The sequence below is a fragment of the Candidatus Binataceae bacterium genome, from assembly GCA_035508495.1.
Classification (GTDB): domain Bacteria; phylum Desulfobacterota; class Binatia; order Binatales; family Binataceae; genus JASHPB01.
Genome location: DATJMX010000068.1, coordinates 1 through 19,574, shown reverse-complemented (window position 1 = coordinate 19,574; position 19,574 = coordinate 1). Strand labels below are relative to the sequence as shown.

18 protein-coding genes are annotated in these 19,574 nt (G+C 62.3%); 6 read left to right on the top strand and 12 right to left on the bottom strand.

Features of this window, described 5'->3' with window-relative positions; genetic code table 11:
• Positions 1–7 precede the first annotated feature (7 nt).
• The 7 genes from VMA09_20015 to moaC all read right to left on the bottom strand — a co-directional run bounded on the left by VMA09_20015 (position 8) and on the right by moaC (position 8,680).
• Positions 8–1,717 carry an ABC transporter permease gene (locus VMA09_20015; protein ID HUA35907.1) on the bottom strand — a complete coding sequence of 570 codons (1,710 nt, stop codon included), beginning with the start codon at positions 1,715–1,717 and terminating at the stop codon, positions 8–10.
• Between the two features lie 72 nt (positions 1,718–1,789).
• On the bottom strand, positions 1,790–2,746 hold the full coding sequence (locus VMA09_20010; protein ID HUA35906.1) for an ABC transporter ATP-binding protein: 957 nt from the start codon (positions 2,744–2,746) through the stop codon (positions 1,790–1,792).
• 18 nt (positions 2,747–2,764) lie between these two features.
• On the bottom strand, positions 2,765–3,157 hold the full coding sequence (locus VMA09_20005; protein ID HUA35905.1) for a VOC family protein: 393 nt from the start codon (positions 3,155–3,157) through the stop codon (positions 2,765–2,767).
• Between the two features lie 29 nt (positions 3,158–3,186).
• A complete protein-coding gene (locus VMA09_20000; GenBank protein ID HUA35904.1) occupies positions 3,187–5,574 on the bottom strand; it encodes an MMPL family transporter in 2,388 nt (795 codons plus the stop codon).
• A gap of 35 nt (positions 5,575–5,609) precedes the next feature.
• The gene (locus VMA09_19995) at positions 5,610–6,743 is read right to left on the bottom strand and encodes a YCF48-related protein (GenBank protein ID HUA35903.1); all 1,134 of its coding nucleotides are present in this window, start codon (positions 6,741–6,743) and stop codon (positions 5,610–5,612) included.
• A gap of 216 nt (positions 6,744–6,959) precedes the next feature.
• Positions 6,960–8,162, bottom strand: a complete 1,203-nt coding sequence (locus VMA09_19990; protein ID HUA35902.1) for a class I SAM-dependent rRNA methyltransferase — start codon at positions 8,160–8,162, stop codon at positions 6,960–6,962.
• Positions 8,147–8,680, bottom strand: coding sequence for a cyclic pyranopterin monophosphate synthase MoaC (gene moaC, locus VMA09_19985; GenBank protein ID HUA35901.1), 534 nt, complete (start codon positions 8,678–8,680; stop codon positions 8,147–8,149). The genes VMA09_19990 and moaC overlap by 16 nt, the downstream gene beginning before the upstream one ends.
• 100 nt (positions 8,681–8,780) lie before the next feature.
• Between moaC and trxB the strand changes: the two genes are divergently transcribed.
• Positions 8,781–9,722: a thioredoxin-disulfide reductase gene (trxB, locus tag VMA09_19980; GenBank protein HUA35900.1), complete on the top strand. Its 942-nt coding sequence runs from the start codon at positions 8,781–8,783 to the stop codon at positions 9,720–9,722.
• A 3-nt stretch (positions 9,723–9,725) separates the two neighbouring features.
• Here the strand turns inward: trxB and VMA09_19975 are convergent, their stop codons facing one another.
• Both VMA09_19975 and VMA09_19970 read right to left on the bottom strand, forming a co-directional pair.
• Complete coding sequence (locus tag VMA09_19975) at positions 9,726–10,877, bottom strand: acyl-CoA dehydrogenase family protein (GenBank protein HUA35899.1); 1,152 nt, start codon at positions 10,875–10,877, stop codon at positions 9,726–9,728.
• 529 nt (positions 10,878–11,406) lie between these two features.
• The gene (locus tag VMA09_19970; protein HUA35898.1) at positions 11,407–11,841 is read right to left on the bottom strand and encodes an NUDIX hydrolase; all 435 of its coding nucleotides are present in this window, start codon (positions 11,839–11,841) and stop codon (positions 11,407–11,409) included.
• 275 nt (positions 11,842–12,116) lie between these two features.
• On the opposite strand from VMA09_19970, the gene VMA09_19965 reads away from it, so the two are divergent.
• Positions 12,117–13,151, top strand: a complete 1,035-nt coding sequence (locus VMA09_19965) for an alcohol dehydrogenase catalytic domain-containing protein (GenBank protein HUA35897.1) — start codon at positions 12,117–12,119, stop codon at positions 13,149–13,151.
• 73 nt (positions 13,152–13,224) lie between these two features.
• Here the strand turns inward: VMA09_19965 and VMA09_19960 are convergent, their stop codons facing one another.
• Both VMA09_19960 and groL read right to left on the bottom strand, forming a co-directional pair.
• Positions 13,225–13,611, bottom strand: coding sequence for a hypothetical protein (locus tag VMA09_19960; GenBank protein ID HUA35896.1), 387 nt, complete (start codon positions 13,609–13,611; stop codon positions 13,225–13,227).
• A gap of 244 nt (positions 13,612–13,855) precedes the next feature.
• Positions 13,856–15,568 carry a chaperonin GroEL gene (gene groL, locus VMA09_19955; protein ID HUA35895.1) on the bottom strand — a complete coding sequence of 571 codons (1,713 nt, stop codon included), beginning with the start codon at positions 15,566–15,568 and terminating at the stop codon, positions 13,856–13,858.
• A 159-nt stretch (positions 15,569–15,727) separates the two neighbouring features.
• On the opposite strand from groL, the gene VMA09_19950 reads away from it, so the two are divergent.
• Positions 15,728–16,123: a hypothetical protein gene (locus VMA09_19950; GenBank protein ID HUA35894.1), complete on the top strand. Its 396-nt coding sequence runs from the start codon at positions 15,728–15,730 to the stop codon at positions 16,121–16,123.
• Between the two features lie 68 nt (positions 16,124–16,191).
• Here the strand turns inward: VMA09_19950 and VMA09_19945 are convergent, their stop codons facing one another.
• On the bottom strand, positions 16,192–16,476 hold the full coding sequence (locus VMA09_19945) for an alanine-zipper protein (GenBank protein ID HUA35893.1): 285 nt from the start codon (positions 16,474–16,476) through the stop codon (positions 16,192–16,194).
• A 305-nt stretch (positions 16,477–16,781) separates the two neighbouring features.
• Here VMA09_19945 and VMA09_19940 point away from each other — a divergent pair, with 305 nt between their 5' ends.
• From VMA09_19940 to VMA09_19930, 3 genes are all read left to right on the top strand, one after another.
• Entirely contained in the window at positions 16,782–18,218 is a 1,437-nt protein-coding gene (locus tag VMA09_19940) for a 4Fe-4S dicluster domain-containing protein (GenBank protein ID HUA35892.1), read from the top strand.
• Positions 18,219–18,278: 60 nt separating this feature from the next.
• Positions 18,279–18,731, top strand: a complete 453-nt coding sequence (gene rimI / locus VMA09_19935; GenBank protein HUA35891.1) for a ribosomal protein S18-alanine N-acetyltransferase — start codon at positions 18,279–18,281, stop codon at positions 18,729–18,731.
• Positions 18,732–18,925: 194 nt separating this feature from the next.
• On the top strand, positions 18,926–19,420 hold the full coding sequence (locus tag VMA09_19930) for a CarD family transcriptional regulator (GenBank protein ID HUA35890.1): 495 nt from the start codon (positions 18,926–18,928) through the stop codon (positions 19,418–19,420).
• The last annotated feature ends 154 nt before the right edge of the window (positions 19,421–19,574 follow it).

Here is a 19,574-nt window from a genome sequence, read left to right as displayed (position 1 = left end):
CAGTCTGTCAGGAGAAGCGGCGGTTGGACAGGGCCACGCCCGCGGCGAGGTACACGAGGCCGAATGCGATCACGACGAGCGATGGCAGCACGGCCGTTTCCGCCGGCAGCCGCCGGATGATCAGATCGTTGAAGGCCTGCATCGTCCACGTCGTCGGCAGCCCGACCGCCATCACGCGCATCCAGTGAGGCTCGAAATCGATCGGCCACCAGCATCCGCCGACCGCCGCCATCGTCATGATCACGATCGCGCCGACCGGCAGCACGGCGTCGCGCGTGCCGCCGATCCCGGCAACGACCAGGCCAAACCCCGCACCTGCGAACGCAATCGCCGCGGCCGGCAGCATCAGCGCGAGCGGCGCGCTGCCAAGCGATACGTCAAACAGCGCCCATCCCGCGGCAAACAGGATCACCATCTGGATAAATCCCACGACGAAGCGCGCGAGCAACTTGCCGGCGAGCGTCGCGGAGAATGGCGCCGCGACCGAGCGCAGGCGTTCGAGCGTGCCCCAGTCGCGCTCGTCGAGCAGCGCGAGCGACACGCCCATCAGCATCCCGATCAGCAAGAACGTGACGGCGAATCCCGGCACTTGCAGGTCGAAGGCGTTGAAGCCGCCACCCGCGTCCACCTCGCGTCCCTGTCGATCTATCTCCACAAAGCCGAGCGTGCCGGGAACCGTCGCATCGAGCGCTGCGACATGCGGAATCTCCGGGATTTGAATCTGCGGCAGCTTGGGCGTCGGCGGTAATTCGATCGGCGGCGCCGGAATCGCGATCGCACGCTCGAATTGCGCGCGATAGCTCTTCAAATCGATCGAAGGCGGATTGAACGACGCGAGATCGGGCGGAGGTTCGGGAAACGTCGGCGGCGGCGGGATATCGCTGGCATGCTTACCCGCCAGCGATTGCAGCTTGGCAAGCCAATCGCGGAACTGCGCCTCGGCGGTCTGGAGCTGCGCAAAGTATTTCTTGAGCTCGGCGATTTTAGTTTCGTCGGCGGCCGTGGCCGCATCGACTTGCGACTTGAGCCGATTCATCGCGGAGTTGATCGATGCACTGACCATCGCGCGCGCGTCGGCGATCGAGTCGTCAACTTCTTTTTTGAGATGAGCCGCGATTCGCTCGCGCTCCTTGTCGCTCAGCGCGGAAAACCTGGCGGACTCCGCGCGAGCGTTCTCCGCGGCCGCCCGCGCCTGCTGCAACTGATCGCGCAGATTGCCCGCCGCGCTCGCGAGCTGGCCGCGCGCGTCGCCGGACGCAGTCGAGCTTATCCCGCGGCAGAGCTGCGCTAGCATCAGCTCGATCTTCGCGCTCTGGATGTAGCGGACCGGATCGCTGTAAACGAGCAGTTTGGGATTCTTGCCCTGCGCGAGTGCGTCGGTGGTATCCGGCGGGATGATGATCGCGAGCACGGCCGCGCGGCGCATCCGCACCAGCGCTTCGGCCTCGTCGCGATTTGCGGCGCCGATCAGCTCGAGCGACGAGGCTTGCGTGAGGGCCTTGACGATCGCGCTGCCGACCGTGCCGCGATCTTCGTCGACAACGGTAATCGGATATTTCGTCGATTCCGACGCTCTGCCGCCATAGACATTTGCGAGCGAGAACCCCGCGGCGGCTATAACCGCGATTGGCGCGACGAGCATCATGAAGAGCCCGACCCGATCGCGTCCGATCAGGCGGAACTCTTTACCGAGGGTGAGAATAATCGCGCGTATCATCGATCGCCGCTCGTAAGTTGTTTGACCTCGCCCAACAAGCGGGCGAGGCTATCGGATCGTGCACGCTGCTCTTTACGGTGCATCGCGGAGGGCGTGGCCGGTCAGTTTGAGGAACGCGTCCTGGAGATTCGGGCGATGAACGTGGACTTCGAGGACCTCGCCGCCGGCGCGCTCAGCGCGGCGCATCACTTCGGGCACCCGGTCGAGATCGTCGAGTTCGAGCGACGCGCCAAATCGCGCACCGTCATCGAAGTTGACCGCCCTGCCGATGCCGTTTGCCCATCCGGGTTCGAGCGCCTCGCGCGTGCGCACATCGACACGCGGCGAGCTGCCTGCCTGCGCGATCAATTCCGCGGCGGTGCCATCGGCGACGGTACGCCCGTGATCGATCAGGATCACGCGCGTGCAGATACGCTCGACTTCTTCCATGTAGTGAGTGCTGTAGAGAATCGCGGCGCCGTGCGCCGCCGCATCGACGACGACGTCGAAGATCCGTCCGCGTGACTGCGGGTCAACTCCAACGGTCGGCTCGTCGAGCAGCAACACCTCGGGCGAGTGAATCATGCCGCAGGCGAGATTGAGGCGGCGCTTCATCCCGCCGGAAAATCCCTCGACCGCATCGGCGGCACGATCGGCAAGCCCTACGGCTTCGAGCAGGTTTCTGGTTCGCGTGGACGATTGCGCCGCGGCCAGGCCCTGGATCTTACCGAAGAATGCGAGGTTCTCCGCTGCCGTGAGCGCGGGATAGAGCGCGATCGATTGCGGCACGAGACCAAGCTGGCGCCGCGCCGCGAGCGGATTGCGGTCGAGATCGAGGCCCGCGATCGATACGCTGCCAGTGTCGGGTTTCAGGACCCCCGACAGCATCGAGAGCGTGGTCGTTTTGCCGGCGCCGTTGGGTCCGAGCAGACCGACAAGCTCATGCGCACGCACCGTGATCGATACGCCATCGACCGCGACGCGCGTGCCGAAAGCCTTGCGCAAGCCTTCGGCTCTGATGGAAGTCTTCTCGAAAGTGGGAGCCTTCATCGATGCGGTCCGCGGCCTTCAGCGGTAGCTAACAAGTTCGAGCAGGTTTCCGTCCGGGTCAAGAAAATAAAGACAGTCGTGATCGCCCCAGTCGATCTTGTTGGCCACTTCGACGCCCGCGGCCGAAAGGGACTCGCGCGCGTGCACGAAATGATCGCGGCCGATGCGGAACGCGTGATGACCCTTGCCGAGAGGGTGCGCGATGCGATCGAGTCGCTCCGTCGCGCTGAGCGGCGCGCGATGCACTTCGAAAAGCGCGAGGTTCTGCCCATCGCAATCGAGCAGGATCTGATCGCCGAACCGCGTCACGACTTTCAGACCGAGCGTCTCAGTGTAAAAACGCTCGGCGCGCGCGAGGTCTGCGACTTCGATTCCGAAATGATCGAGCCGCTCGAGCTGCAAGACAGGCATGCGCCCAGCCTATCAACGACACTCGCGGCTTAGGAAGATGCAACTGCGCGCTGCGCGATGTCCGGGCGGCGCGTGCCGATGATGCGCTCCTTCTCGCGCTGGATGAACGACGGATTGAAGGTGACGATCATGACCGGCAGGATCGTCATCGCACCGAGCATCGACACGAACATCCAGACCGCGAGCAGAAGGCCCATCTCGGCGTCGAAGCGGATATCCGACCAGTACCAGAACAGCACCGAGGCCACGAGCGTGAGCGCCGTGAACGCCACCGCTTTGCCCGACGTGATGAGCGCGTTGTAGGTCGCCTCGCGCAGCTCCTTGCCGAGCGCGAGCTCCTCGATGATGCGGCTCACGATGTAAATCGAGTAATCGATACCGAATCCGACGCCGACTGTAACGACCGGCAGCGTGTTGATGTTGATGCCGATGTCGTGGGCGCCCATGTAGGCGTTGATCGCGGCGTTGGCGAGCGCCAGCGGGAACAGCAGGTACAGCCCCGCCATGAACGAGCGATACGTGACGAGCACGATTATGAAGATGGTCGCGAAGGCCAGGACGTTGAGGCGCAGATCGTTGTCGATGATCTCCTGGTTCGCGGCGGCCAGCTCACCGATAATTCCCGCCGCCAGTTTGAACTGCACGCCTTCGACATGATGCGCCGGCTCAGCGAAAAAACGCTCGGTGCGCGCGACGATCCGCTGGATGTTCTCGCCCTGGCGATCCTTGCAAAGGACGGTGACCTGGGTCGCGTCGCGGCGCGGTGTGATGATGTACGCGGTTGAGAGCGGCGACGAGCCCGCCAGCAGTCCGCCGAGGAGCTGCCCGGTGCCGCGAACCGTGGTCGGCAGCACGTTCCATTTTGGCTGGAACTCCTGCACGGCGGATCCGCCATTCGAGAGAAGATCGGCGACAGAGAACGTCCCGCCGACCGAAGGATCGAGCTCGATATAGCGTTGATACTCATCCATCACGTGGTAGAGATGCGGATCGGTCAGCGCGGCAGGATTGACCAGCTCGGCGACAACGACGAACTGCTCGACAGCGCCGAACTGATCCTGAATTGCCGCCATCGCGCGGTTGTACGGCGAATTGGGCCACAGGATCGGTTCCTGCGACGAAGGATCGCCGACCTTGAGGCCGGTCCAGAAAAACGCGCACAGCAGCACGACGCCGATTGTCCCGAGCGCCGTGATGGCGCGCCCGGTCGGCTTGAGCATCCCGCCCGCGATCGACTGCAACAGGCGTTTGAACGCGCCATGCTCGCGCTTTTCGATGACTTCGAGGTGCGGGGGATCGAGGTAGTAGTAAACGATCGGATTAAGCAGCAGCTCGCTGACGATAATCGCCGCGATCCAGAAGCTGGCCGTGATCGCCAGCTTCTGCAGGAACAGCACCGGCACCAGCAGAATCACGAGCACGCCGAACGCGTCGGTCAGGATGCCCGACAGCGAGGGCACGAACAGCTCGGAGAAGGCGGATAAAATCGCCTGCTCCTTGTTGCGCAGCCGGAAGTACTCCTCGTAGTACCGATCGTGCATCTGCACCGAATGGCTGACCGCGCGCGCCGTGATCAAAAACGGAATAACGAGCACCAGCGGGTCGAGGCCGAAGCCGATCAGATTGATAAAGCCGAGGCCCCAGATGGCGCAGATCACGCCCGAGATCGTCGGTCGCAGCGCGCCGCGCCAGTCGCGAAAATACAGGTAGAGCAGGATCCAGACGGCGAGCACGGTGGCGAGGAAAATTTTGAAGACCTGCGGCGTGTAGTGATAAACCCAGCCGTAAAGGATCGGCGAGCCGCCGACGTAGATTTGGATGTCATCGGATTTGTTTGGATCGACGACGATGCTGCGCGTCTCGTCGAAAATCCTGCGATAGTCCAGCCGCGATTCGAGGAAGCTGCCGTCGATTCGCGCCGCCTTGTCATCGAGCGAGACGAAGCGTCCGTAAACCACGCCGGGATTCTTGTGGACGTTGCTGCGCAGATCCTGGAGTTGCTCGTCGGTCTTCGGCAGTTCATCGGCCGGGATGAGCGGCGTGTTGAGCAGCACGCCGTCGGCCAGCGGACGCAGATAACTCGCAGTTGCCAGAGAACGTATCGAGCCGTGCTGGATCCCATAGACCAGATCCATGTCGCGCGTCATCTTGACGATCTTCTTGATGATATCGGCCTTGTAGATCGAGCCTTCCTTGGCCTCGACCAGGATCGTCACGTTGTTGACGCTGCCGAAGAACTGCTGGTACTTGTGCGCGGTTTGAATAAACGGATGGTCCTGCGGCAAAAGATCGCCGAAGCTCGTGACCAGCCGCGTCTGGGCCGCGAAGTAGCCGAAGAATGCGGTCATCGCGCCGACGATCCCGAGCACCAGGAAGCGGCGCCGCAGGATCCATTCGCCAAATCGATACCAGACCATCGCGTTCTTATCGTTCTCCCTAAAAGGCGCGCTGCCTAGCCCTGGCAGAAACGCCAGGTCTTGCCGCCGTCCTCGGTATACAGAATGACGCCGTAGCCGACGACCCAGCCGTGCATCGCGTCGAAGAATCGCACCTGGCTGAGCGGCACGGGGATATTGGGAAAGGAAGTGTCATGCGCCCATGCGTTGTCGGGCTGCTCTTTGAGCACCGTGCCGGTCAGGCCCGTCGCCATCCCCTGGTTTCCGCCATAGAGATTGACCGCGAACAAAGGATCACGCGCGGGAAATATCAGCGCGCCAGGCACTGCGGTGTCGGGCTTGCCGTCGTTGGTCTCCTGCGGAGCGAAGCGCCACGTGCTGCCGCCGTCGTCAGTCTGGATAACCCATCCTTCGAGGCCGCAGGCGGCGCCATGCTTTTGATCGCGGAACGACACGCTAAAGAACGTCGGCAGGCTGAACTCGCGCAGCCGCGGATCCTCCCCGACGGCGGCCGCGCGTTGCCACTGATTGATGAGCGAGGATTGTTCCTCCTGCCAGGTCTGTCCGCCGTTGCTCGTGCCCCAGATACGTCCGAGCTCGCCGACGATCCACGCGTGCATCGGATCGATCATCTTGACGCCGTAAAGCTTCGGCTCTTCGTACTGAACGGCGGAGTCCTGCATCTCGGGCGGGAAAATCCGCTGCAATTGCCGCTTGAAGAACGTCTCACCGCCGTCTGTGGTACTCAGCACGACCGAGCGATCGCCGACGATCATTCCGTGATTGGTGTCGGCGAACGAGAGACTGAACAAATACTGTTTGGTGCGCGAATTGACGCGCTCCCAGCTCTTGCCGCCATCGCGCGTGCGCATGATCAGGCCGTCCTGGCCTGACAAATACCCGTTCTGATCATCAGTCATCTGGATCGCGAAGAGGCCGACGTCGGTGCCGCTTTTGAGCCGCGTGAAGGTCTTGCCCGCATCCTCGGTAAGGAGAACCTTGCCGCGATCGCCGACGATATAGGCGCGCGTCGGGCTCGTCGGCCATACGTCAAAGAACTTGTCAGTGGGGCGGATATTGCGCTCGACGAGCGGCGGCATCGCGACTTCGCGATGGCATCCGCCGAGCGCAAGCGCGACAAGCACGAACGCCGCTGTGATCCAGCGGCCAAGAGCGATGTTCCTCACCATTTAGCCGATTCCGACCGGAAAATTTGCTCTATACTCAAGGAAAGCCGCGAGCTTATCAAGCCGGTTATTTCAAGCGGTCAACCGCTCTTCTCGCATCTGGTGACGCGCGTCAAGAACTGACTTGGGCTGACGCTGCGCGCGAACCGGTCGCGCTCTCGTCGATCGCAACGCACCAGGCTATCAAGCGCCGATCGACCGCCCTCCGCAGTTGTTCAGCTAGCCGAGGTCGGCCAGCAGTAGCCCCGTGAGATATTCGCCCTCGGCGTGGCCGAGAAGCACGGGGTGGTCGCGGCCGGGGCCGAGATGCGCGAGCATCCTGAGCGGACGGGATGATTTCGAGGCGGCGATTCGGGCGGCACGGATGAAATCGTCGCCGCGGAAATGGGCCGAACAACTGAAAGTCAGCAGGCGTCCGCCGGGGGCGAGCACGCGCATCGCAAGCGCGTTGAGCTCGACGTAAAGGCGGCCCGCGCGCTCGGCGTCGGCGCGGCTGCGAGCGAGCGGCGGTGGATCGAGCACGATCAGATCGAAGCGCCGATCCGTTGCGGCCATGAACCTGGCGGCTTCGTCGTGAACGAATTCGACGTGCGACGTATCGAAGGAATTGAGCTCGAAGTTGCGCTGCGCCCATTCGAGCGCACGCGCTGACGTATCGACCGCGACCGCGCCCGTCGCGCCGCCCTTTAACGCTGCCAGCGCGAAGCCTCCGCCGTAACAGCACGCGTCGAGGACGGTCGCTCCGGCGGCGAGACTTCCAGCTAGGTTGCGGTTCTCGCGTTGATCGAGAAAGTAACCGGTCTTCTGGCCGTGCTCGAAATCGACGAAGATCCTGATGCCGTTTTCCGACACGACAATGCCGCCGACCGAATCGCCCGCGAGCAGCGCGGCGCGATCGGCGAGGCCTTCCTGCTTGCGCACGGCGCCGATGCTGCGCTCGATGATCGCGCGCGGCGCGATCACGCGGCTCAGCTCGCGGACGAGCAGCTCGCGCATGCGATCGGCGCCCGCGGTGAGGAGCTGCACGACGAGCGTGTCGCCGTAACGATCGACGACGATGCCCGACAGACCGTCGCCGTCGCCGTTTATGAGGCGATAACAATCAGTGTCGTTCGCGACAACTCGATGCCGCAGCGCGAGCGCAGCGTCGATTCGCCGTGCAACTAGCGCGTCGAGCTCCGGTGCCTCGCCCCACGCGAGCATCCGCACCGCGATCGTCGTTGTCAGATTGAGATAGCCGAGGCCGAGCAAATCGCCGCCAGAGTTGACGATGCTCGCGATCGTCCCCGGCGCTGCATCAGCCGGTTCAACGCGGGCGATGGCTTGCGAGAAGATCCACGGATTGCCGCCGCGCACGGGACCGTCGCGGCCGGTGCGAAGAAAGACGCGCGCGCGGCCGGATGCGTTCACCCCCGCGGCCATTCGTTTTCGCCGGGCCGGATAAAGTCGCCGCTGCGGCCGCCGCTCTTGCGCACCAGCCGGATCGCGTCGATCTGCATCGCGCGGTCCATGGCTTTCGCCATATCGTAGATCGTGAGTGCCGCCGCGCCGACCGCGACCAGCGCTTCCATCTCGACGCCGGTCTTCGACTCGGTCACGGCGCGCGCCTCGATTTCGAGTGTCGAGCGTTTGCGATCGGGCATGAACTCTACTTCGACCGCCTCGAGCGGAATCTGATGACAGAGCGGGATGGTCTCGTGCGTGCGCTTGGCCGCCATGATCCCGGCGATGCGCGCGGCGGCGAGCGCCTCGCCCTTTTTCAGCTTGCCGCCGATAATCGCGTCGAGCGTCGCCGGCGCCATCGTAACCCGGCCGCGCGCGATCGCCTCGCGCCGCGTGATCGGCTTCTCGCCCACATCGACCATCCGCACCCGGCCGCGCTCGTCGAGATGCGTCAGGCGTGCGGCGCCGCGAGTGGTTATTTTTTTGATGCCGGCCATGCGGGAATCAGCCTATGTTGACCCGGTGCGGCAATACAATAAAACTTAATCGACTTCCGAATTCATTCCATCGCGTGACACAAAGCTTCGAGGACCGTACATGGCAGACGACATCAACAAGGTTGTGATTCTGGGTTCGGGACCGGCCGGGCTGACGGCGGCGCTTTATACCGCGCGCGCGAACCTTTCGCCGATCGTGATCGAGGGCGAGGAGCCGGGCGGCCAGCTTACGATCACAACCGAAGTCGAGAATTATCCGGGCTTCGAAAAAGGCGTGCAGGGCCCCGAGATGATGGAAATCTTCCGCCGCCAGGTGGAGCGCTTCGGGACCAAGTTCATCACCGGCCACGTGAGCGCCGTGCGCTTCGGCAGCAAGCCGCTCGAGCTCGACGTCGAGGGCAAGGTCGTCAAATCTCATTCCGTGATTATCGCGACCGGTGCGACCGCTAAGCTGCTCGGCATCGAATCCGAAAAGCGCCTGATGGGTTACGGCGTGAGCGCCTGCGCGACCTGCGACGGGGCGTTCTTCAAGAACAAGGAAGCGCTGGTCGTTGGCGGCGGCGACACCGCGATGGAAGAGGCGACGTTCCTGACGCGCTTCTGCTCGAAGGTGGCGATCGTGCATCGGCGCGACTCGCTGCGCGCCTCGAAGATCATGCAGGATCGCGCGCGCAAGAATCCGAAGATCGGCTTCATCTGGGATTCGACGATCGACGAAATCTTCGGCGATCCCAAGGACGGCGTGAGCGGCGCGCGCCTGAGGAACGTCAAGACGAATCAGACGACCGATGTCAAAACCGACGCGGTTTTTATGGCAATCGGGCACAAGCCCAACACCGACATCTTCAAGGGCGTTCTCGACATGGACGAGCTTGGCTATCTCAAGGTTAAGCCGGGTTCGACGTACACCAATGCCGTCGGTGTTTTCGCAGCGGGTGACGTCGCGGATAAAGTTTATCGGCAGGCGGTGACCGCGGCGGGCACCGGATGCATGGCGGCGATCGACGCCGAGCGCTGGCTCGAGGCAAATCTTGCCGAGTAGCAGCTATTTCGTCGCGCCGAACTGCGCGCGGCCGTACATCTCGGCGGCAGTGTCGAAATCGATACTGGCATGCTGCGCGCCGACATTGACGTTGCGGAACGCTGCCTGAATCGCACTCGATTCATAGATAGAATGCGCGCCCGATCCCGAGTAGAGACGCGTCGCGGCGCGGCGGCATAGCTCAGCCGAGTACGAGGCCTGCCACCTGATACGCGCGCGATCGGCGAACGACATCCGCTCGCCTGACGCCATGAAACTGTCGAACACGTCGTACGAATCGCGCTGGATGAGCTCCGCCGCATGGATCTCAGCGGCGGCCTCGGCGAGCCGGATCTGCGTGGGCGCCTGCTCGGCCTTGCGTGCGCCGGTCTGAATCACGGTGCGCTGGCTGGTGCGCTCGATGAACTTCGCGAGCGCGTACTTTGCCGAGCCCAGCACCGCAGTCGCAACTGACATTGAGAGCATCGCCTCAGCGGAGAGCTTGTAGAGATTCGTCGCATGGTTCGCCGAATGCGGACTCATGCCGGCGAACATCGTGCGCGTGTCGATCGTGCGACGGGCGGGAACGAACACGCCGTTGGCGACGAGGTCCTTGCTGCCTGAGCCGCGCAGTCCGAGCACGTGCCAGGTGTCATCGACGTCGATGTCCGCGCGCGGCATCACGATATGCACCTTGGGACCGCGCGTCGCGGGGTCGCCGCATCCGAGCATCACCCACTCGGCGTGATCGATTCCGCTGCCGAATTGCCATCGCCCGTCGATTCGATAGCCGCCGTCAACGTCGGTCGCCGTGCCCTGCCATGAGAGCGTCCCCGCGAGAAGACCCTCGTGCCCGCCGCCGAAGACGTCTTCCTGCGCGGCTTCAGGAAAAGAACCCATGCACCAGTGATGCGCCCCCATCACCATCAGCACCCATCCGCTCGACGGGCAGGCCTCGGAGAGGCCGGTGACGGCGGCCGCGAGTGTGCGCAAATTGAGCTCGTATCCGCCGACGCGGGCCGGCACGGGAATCTTGAACATCCCGGCGTCGATCATGGCGCGCATGCTCTCGGGCGCGAGATGGCGCAGCTCGTCGGAGGCGTTCGCGTTGGCGGCGAGGCCGGGCGAGATCGCCTTGATGCGCGCAAGGATTTCGTTGTGATCGATCTTCGACAAATTCAGGTCCTCGATCACAAGTCCTAATCGGCAGCATCAATCGCGACAAGAGCGGGCGTTTGCTGCTTTCTAAAATAGCAGGGTGGGCGTCCCTGCCCGCCATTAAGACGGCGCGCTGCGCGCCCTCTATGCTAAAAAAATGCGGCGCGAGCCGTGCAGCCCGCGCATCTCTGGTCCCTCCCTACTCGGGTCAAAGAGGAGGGTCTCAGAAGATCGGCGGAATTCGATTGCGGCGGAGTCGAATCGCTCGCGATCCTGGCTGATTACAATTCGATGAAGACACTGCCGACGAGGGTGGGGTTGTCCTATGCGAAGTGTCATTTCTCCGAACTGATCCGGCGTGTCGAACGCGGAGAATCGATCACGATTCACGCGGCGTGGACTGCCTATTGCGCGTTTAATTTTCGCGCACCGTAATGCCGCTGAGGCCGCGGAAAGCATTCGCCGCCTGCGCGCCGGCAACAAGCGCGGTAAGATCTCGCTTCGTCAGCTCATCGACGAGGGCCGAATGTGAGCGCAGTCAACGGGACTACGGCTTCTGCTTCCACGGTGCGGGATGTTCACCCGTTTCCAGGAAGTGGACGTAGTCGCGCAGGATTTCTGCGTGATCGAAGGCTAGCGGTGAGGGTGGATTGCGGGGGTCGAACAGCGCGGCGGATTTGGCGTCGTCGGCGCCTTGCGGGGTGCCCGATGCGCGCGCGATGTAAACGACTGTGATCGTCTGGCCGCGCGGGTCTCGATCGGGGCGCGAATAGACGCCGAGCAGAGCGCGGATTTCTACTTCGAGCGAAATTTCTTCGCGGGCTTCGCGTACGGCGGCGGCCTCGACGGTCTCGCCGAAATCGACGAATCCTCCAGGAATCGCGTAGCCGTGCGGGAAGTTCTTACGATCGATTAGAATAATCTTGTCGCCGATCTCGGCGATTATGTCAGCGGCGATTGGCGGACACTGTGGTCTCGGCATTTGGCGATCGTAACACTCGCGGCCCGCGGCTGCAGCTTGGCTGCAGGCGCGCATCGGGAGAGTCAATTGCGGAGCGGAAAAGGAAAGCCCTGCGCGCGCTAACCGGTACCGGCCCCTTCGGGGCCTCCGAGATCCCATTCGACTTCGCAGGGCAGGCTTTTCGACTCCGGCGGCCTTCGCTCAAGATGACGAACGGTGGTGCGCGATGGCGCACTCGTTCTTCATGAAGGTGTGGATTGACAAGCTGCGCTCGCGCCCACAAAGTTCCTAGCATCATGCGTGTTGCACGGCTTTATGACTTTGGCGATATCCGGCTTGAGGAATTCGAGCGTCCCCGCGTCGGTCCCGATGACATCCTGATTCGCACCCGCGCCTGCGGTATCTGCACCGGCGATATCATGCCCTGGTACTTGAAGCGCAAGGCGCCGCTGGTGTTCGGGCATGAGCCCGTCGGGATCATCGAGGATGCGGGCGGCGCGGTGCGCGATTTCAAGGCCGGCGACCGCGTTTTCGTGCATCATCATGCACCGTGCTTTCAGTGCGCGGAATGCCGCCGCGGCGAGTATGTGCAATGTGCGACTTGGCGCGCGACGAATATCCGGCCGGGTGGGATGTCGGAATATTTCCTCGTCGGCCGCGAGAATCTGCGCGATACGCATCGCCTGCCCGAGGCGCTTTCCGACGCCGATGGCGTGTTGATCGAGCCGGCGGCGTGCGTGGTCAAATCGATGAATCGCTCGGCGCTCAAGAAGGGCGAATCGATCCTGATTATCGGCCTCGGCATCATGGGCATGATGCACGTGAAGATCGCGCGCGAGCGCGGTGCGGGACTGATTATCGGCGCGGATCTTTTCGAGAGCCGGGCAAAACGGGCCGAGCAGCTTGGCGCTGATATCGGACTTGCGGTCTCGGGCGACAACCTGGTCGAGAGGGTTCGCGAAGCGACCAACGGTGCGATGGCTGACGTGGTCATAGTCGGTCCGGGGACACCGCGCGCGATCACGTCGGGAATCGCATGCGCCGGCAAGGGCGCCACGGTCGTGCAGTTCACCTCGACGCCGCCCGGCGAAGAGATGACAGTCACGCCCCACGATTTATACTTCAATGAAACGCGCCTCGTGCCCAGCTATTCGTGCGGACCGGACGATACTCGCGAATCACTCTCGCTGATAGAGCGCGGCGTGTTGAGCGCGCGCGAGCTGGTGACGCATCAGTTTCCGCTCACGCAAATCAATGACGCGTTCGCCGCGGCGCAAAAGCCGGATTCCCTGAAAGTCGTAGTGACCTTCGGCGAAAACGCCGCGCGCTGACGGATCCGGCGTGAAATGCAGAGAGGGCGACCGCTTGCGCGATCGCCCTCCCGGTTTCCAAACCTAAGTTAAGTTACGGAGTGGCAGGAGCGGGAGCCGCACCCGAATCCGGAGCCGGCGCTGCCGCACCGCTATCGGCCGCGGCGGCCTTGTGATGGTGACGCATGCGATGATGGGTCGCTCCACCCGCCGTCGTCTTGGATGCGATCGCCTCTGCGCGGTCCGCAGCGGCCTTGGCATCGCTAGCAGCCTGCTCGACGCGGCTGGCAGCGGCCTGAGCCTGGGCGGCAGCCTGCTGAGAGCGCTGGCTGGCGGCTTCGGCGCGCGAAGCGGCCTGGTCGGCGCGATTGGCAGCATTGACGGCCTGCTGTGCTGGGTCAGGCTGCTGTGAGCATCCCGTCAGCAACGAAAGGGCTAACGCAGCTCCGGCGAGCCCTACCAGTTTAGAAGTTTTCCTCATTAACCCTTCCATGTTTCCCTCCTGGAAATTGCGCGGCAGCACCACCGAGGTCTAGTCAGGCTGACGCGGTAAGACCTAAATTTTTCGCACGTTTTGAAAGGTCGCTGCAACAATACCCTATGCCTTGAACTACTGCAATAAACCCATTTCCATTAGCAGGAGCTAATACAGCGCAGCTCTTGTCTCAGTTCAGACTGCCAGCATGGCGCGATGAGCGCTAGTCCCATGCAGAAAAAATTTCTGCCTAGAAATCGTCGCCCATATCGCCCATTCCGCCCATGCCACCCATACCTCCCATGCCGCCCATACCTCCCATTCCACCCATACCGCCCATGCCTCCCATTCCGCCGCCCGGCATCGCGGGCATCGGCGCGGCCTTAACAGGCTTCTCGGCGATCGCGGCTTCGGTGGTCAGCAGCAATGACGATGCGCTGGCGGCGTTCTCGAGCGCGGTGCGCACGACCTTCGCCGGATCGAGCACTCCAGACTTTACCAGATCCTCGTAGGTTTCCGAGCTCGCGTTGAAACCGAAATCGCCCTTGCCTTCGAGCACCTTGGCGAGAACGATTTGTGGCTCCTGTCCGGCGTTCTGTGCGATTTGGCGCAGCGGCTCCGACATCGCATCGGCAACCAACTGCACTCCCGCCTGTCGGTCATGGTTTTTCAACTTGATGGCTTCGACCGCCTTAAGCGCGCGCACCAAGGCGACGCCGCCGCCCGCGACTGTGCCTTCCTCCACGGCAGCGCGCAGAGCATGCACGGCATCGTCAACCCGGGCCTTGCGCTCCTTGAGTTCGACCTCGGTTGCAGCGCCGACGCGAATCACCGCGACGCCGCCGGTCAGCTTCGCGAGGCGCTCCTGGAGCTTCTCGCGATCGTAGTCGGAAGTCGTGTCTTCGATCTGGCGGCGGATCTGCTCGATACGGCCCTGGATTTCCGATTTTTTGCCGGAGCCGCCGATGATGGTCGTGTTGTCCTTGTCGATCACTACCTTCTTGCATTTGCCGAGCGCGGAGAGCTGAACGTTCTCGATCTTGAAGCCGAGTTCTTCGGCGATCATCGTGCCGCCGGTGAGAATCGCGATGTCCTGGAGCATCTCCTTGCGGCGATCGCCGAAGCCCGGAGCTTTTACCGCCGCGATTTTTAGCGAGCCGCGCAGCTTGTTGACGACCAGCGTCGCGAGCGCTTCCGCATCGACATCTTCGGCGATGATCAGCAGGGAGCGGCCGGTCTGCACGACCTGTTCGAGGATCGGCAGGATTTCGCGCAGGTTCGAAAGCTTCTTTTCGTGGAGCAAGATCAGCGGCTCGTCGATCTCAGCGGTGAGCTTGGCGGCGTTGGTCACGAAGTAGGGCGACAGGTAACCGCGATCGAAGGTCATGCCCTCGACCAGGTCGAGAGTGGTATCGAGGCCGCGCGCCTCTTCGACGGTGATGACGCCTTCCTTGCCGACCTTGTCCATCGCGCCTGCGACGATCTTGCCGATCGCCTCGTCGCCGTTAGCCGAGATCGTTGCGACCTGCTCCATGCGCTCCTTGTCTTTGACGGGGCGCGCCATTTCCTTGATCGCTTTGACGGCTTCGATGACGGCGCTGTCGATGCCGCGCTTGAGCTCGATCGGCGCCATCCCGGCCGCGAGCAGCTTGATACCCTCGCGCACCATCGCGCGCGCGAGCACGGTGGCGGTGGTGGTGCCGTCGCCCGCGACATCGGAGGTCTTCTGGGCGGCCTCGCGGATGATCTTGACGCCCATGTTCTCGAAATGATCTTCGAGCTCGATTTCCTTGACCACGGTGATGCCGTCCTTGGTGACGGTCGGAGCACCGAAGCTCTTCTGCAACATGACGTTGCGGCCCTTGGGTCCCAGTGTGACGCGCGCCGCCTCGGCGACCAGGGTCGCGCCCTTGACGATTCCGGCTCGCGCACGTTCGTGCAGCTCAACCTGTTTGGCTGGCATGTGAATCTCTCTCCGTTCTCGAACTTAAGATATTTGATTGCGCACGACCGCCTGCGCGGCCCGCGGACCGCATTGAACTTAAGCACTTGGCGATAGTTTGCAAGAGTTCGCCCTTTAAGCGACCGAGCGCGCGTGCAAGGATGGGCTCGGAGGCGTGGCATGTTTCATCAGCGCAAAATCGGTAAAGCCCCCGGCGGCAAGGTCCGCCTGATGTTGATCGCGGGCGCCGTTGGACTTTCGGTTGGATCGGCAAAACTGGCTGCGGCGCAGCCGTGGCTCGTCGCGGACCTGCATCCCGTGCTCGCGCAGGAAGGCGGCGACGACGAGAAGGAAGTGCCGCCGGCCGAAGTCGAGAAATACATCGCGGTGTACAAGTCGATGCAGAAGGATCGCTCATTGACGGTCGATGCGGCGGCGCAGAAGCAAGGGATGACAATGGCTGAGTTCCGCACTCTCGAAGGCCGGATCGAACGCGACGATGCGCTCCGGGAGCGCGTCAGGAAAGCGCTGCGGCCCGCATCCGCCAGCACTGCGGGGGACGACTCGGAACAGTAAACTCAGGATCCGGAAGAACAAACGGCGCGGAGGGCATCAGCTCTCCGCGCCGTCTTTTGCTCGCAAACTTACTTCGTGACTGAGGTCGAGAACATCGCCTCGAGACGCGACACCGCATCGTTGGCGCGGCGCACTGCGTCTTCTGCACCCGAAGCCGCATCGTCAGCCTGCTTGGCGGCGGCTTCCGCCTGCGACGCAGCCTGCTCGGCCGAGGTGGCCGAAGCTTCGGCCTTGGTGGCGTCGGCGTTGGCGCGATCGGTCGCGGCCTGAATCGTCTTCATATCGGGACCGCATGCGGTCAAGAAGCTGGCCGTTGCCAAAGCTCCGAGGATATACACCAGTTTCGTCTTCATCCGAACTTGCCTCCTAGTTCCAGTCAAACAGCCAGGTTCTGTGTGATCGTAATCAGTTCGACAGACGCCCGCCCTAAGGGGTTAGTCGGGATGATACTGTCAAAACCGATCGGTGGACGCAAGCTGGCATTGGCCCTTGCTCCCCCAACATTCCTTGGCAAGTCTTTCGGGACTCCGATCCGCCTAATGTTCGGCGCTTGCGATTGACAGTTAAAACCGGTGACGGTTATCGTCAACCTGATTAGCCCATTGTTGTTAGCGGGCGTGCCTCGACTTAACCTTCCGAGAGAGGTTTGGAGCGGCGGATGGCTACGATCATCACGAGCGAATGTATCAACTGCGGAGCTTGCGAGCCCGAGTGCCCCAACACTGCTATCTATGCAGGCGGAGTGCCCTGGGAGCTGAACGGCGCAACCAGTCCTGCAGTCGCGCAGGAAATCTTCTATATCGTCCCGTCGAAGTGCACCGAATGCGTCGGCTTCTACGATCACGAAGCGTGCGCGGCGGTATGCCCGGTCGATTGTTGCGTGCCCGATCCCAATAACCTCGAAGCTGAATCGATATTGCTCGCCCGCGCACGCGAGCTGCATCCTGAGCAGGCATTTGCCGATGACGCGCCGTCGCGTTTTCGCAAGGATGGTGAAGTCGCCCCGGCGCCGGCCGCCGACGGCGCATCGACGAACGGTGCCGCGAAGCCTGCCACTCCTGCGGCGGCTGCGCCTGCTGCGCCGAAGCCGGCCCCAGTAGTTGCGGCGCCAGCAGCTCCGGCCGCGATGGCTGCGCCCGTCGCGATGATGAATCTGCCGAAAGATATCGGCGCGCTGCCCGGTCCCATTGGCGAGAAGCATTTCGCAGGCGAGCTCGAAGAAGATTTCGATACTGTCCTGGGCAAGGTCGATACTACCCCCGTCACCACGGCTCCGGCTGCGGTCAGGCTCGCGCTCAGGCTGGCCGAGCCTCTGCTTGGCGCGATGCCCGATCAAGTCAAGGTCGACCTGGAACGTGCGGTCGGCAGCCCTTCTGGATTCTCCCGCGTTCGCGCGACCGCGCTGAACGTCGTCGTCAATCTGATTCTCTATCCTGCGGTGCTATTGGTCTTCGCCGTCGTGGTTCGAGGCGATCCGCTGTTCTCGCAGTCGACAGGAGGATGGATTCTGCTGGGTCTGCTCATTGCGGTGGCCGAAACTGCCTGGCGTTTGCGCGAAGGCATCGTGCAATCGAAGCCTGCCGACGAGATGACGTATCGCGGATGCTGGTATGGCCTCGCGCTGGCACCTCTGGGCGGGATGCTGGTGAAAATGGGCGGCGGTCAGAAGCACGTCAAGCGCAAGGTCGCCTTCGAGGGCTACTCGGTCAATATCCACGACGAGAAGACCGAGCGCGATCGCCGCTACGGCACGGTCTACACCGTGGACGAATACTCGAACGCGTATCTGGTCCGCCTGGAGATGCCGCGCAAGATTCCGGCATCCTCGCTCAAGCGCCTGTGGAATCTGCCCAACGAGATGCCGGACTACGACTACAATATCGCCCTCGCCGACGGCCTCTTGCAGGTCAGCGCGAGCGTGCGCGGCGATGCGTTGCGCAGGCTATCTTACGTCTCCTCTTCGTTTCCGGCAGACTTCGTCACACGGTTAACCTTCGACAAACAGGTAAACTCGTTCAAGCATCGGCTGCGCGACAAGGTGCTCGAGATTATCGTGATGAAGGGAGAGGCTGGCGAGCTCAAGCACGCTGCTTGAGCTCCGGTAAAATCGTTCCGGTGATCGCATCCTGCCGGAGCGACGCCGGTATGTGAGAGCATGGCGATCCACATCAGGGACGCCACCCGCCGCGACTTGCCGCGGATCCTCGAGATCGAGCGGCTGGCCTTCCCTACGCCGTGGAGTCTTCAATCATTCCAGCGTGAGCTGACCCTTCCGTTCTCACGCGTGACGGTGGCTGTGCCAGAGCTCGATGAGAGCGAGCCGCCGAGCGGATTTCTCTGCCGTTGGATAATTGCCGATGAGTGCCACGTCCTGAATATCGCGGTTCATCCGGACTATCGCCGCGGCGGAGTCGGGGCCGCCCTGATGAAAACGGCGATCCAGGAGGCGCGTGAAAAGGGTGCCGAGGCGGTCACGCTCGAGGTTCGGCGCTCAAATCTGGCGGCACGGCACATGTATCGCAAGTTTGACTTCGAGGAACGCCGTTTGAGAAAGGGCTATTATGGCCCAGGCGAGGACGCCATCGTGATGGAATTGCGTCTTCAATGACCAATTCAGCTCGGTTGGTCATTAAACTTCGTTCTAAATATATTTTCCTGATCGATCTGGCTTAACCTCGGGGTTACAAAGAACGCCAATCTGTGGCATACTGGAGGCACAGTTCAGGCCTCCTCAGACGGTGATGAACCCGCGGTCATCAACCAGTTCTGAAATCTCCCGCCTGGAATCGTGTGCCAGGTTCAATGAATTTGCCGTTCAAGAAGGGCGAAAAAGTCGTTTATCCCGCTCACGGCGTGGCGGTTATCGAGGATATCCAGATGCGCGTCATTTCGGGTACTGAGCGTAGGTTTTACATGCTCAGGATCCTCGGTACCGAAAAGATGACCATCATGATTCCGACCGAAAACGTGGAGCAGGTGGGACTGCGACGGGTAATCGGCAAGGATATGGTTGAAAAAATCTACAAGATCCTGCGTCAGCGCAAGGTCGAGGTGGATACGCAGACTTGGAACCGCCGATATCGCGAATACACGGAGAAGATTAAGACCGGCTCGCCGCTCGAAATCGCCAAGGTGCTTCGCGACCTGCTCGTGCTCAAGAGCGACAAGGAATTGTCGTTCGGCGAGCGCAAGATGCTCGACACGGCGCGCTCCTTGCTCGTGAAGGAACTCTCGATCGCCAAAGCTCATCCTGAAGAAAAGATCATGGAAGAACTCAAGACGATCTTCGCCAACTAAATTCGCTTCGAGTTAGTTTCGAGACAGTGACTAGGGCCGGTAGGGAAACCTTCCGGCCTTTTTGTTGGCCGCTCCACGAAGATTCGCGCTTTCTTGCAGCGGATCGAAAAATCCGTAATCGTTCCCGCATGATTCGGATGCGGCGGCTCTTCTT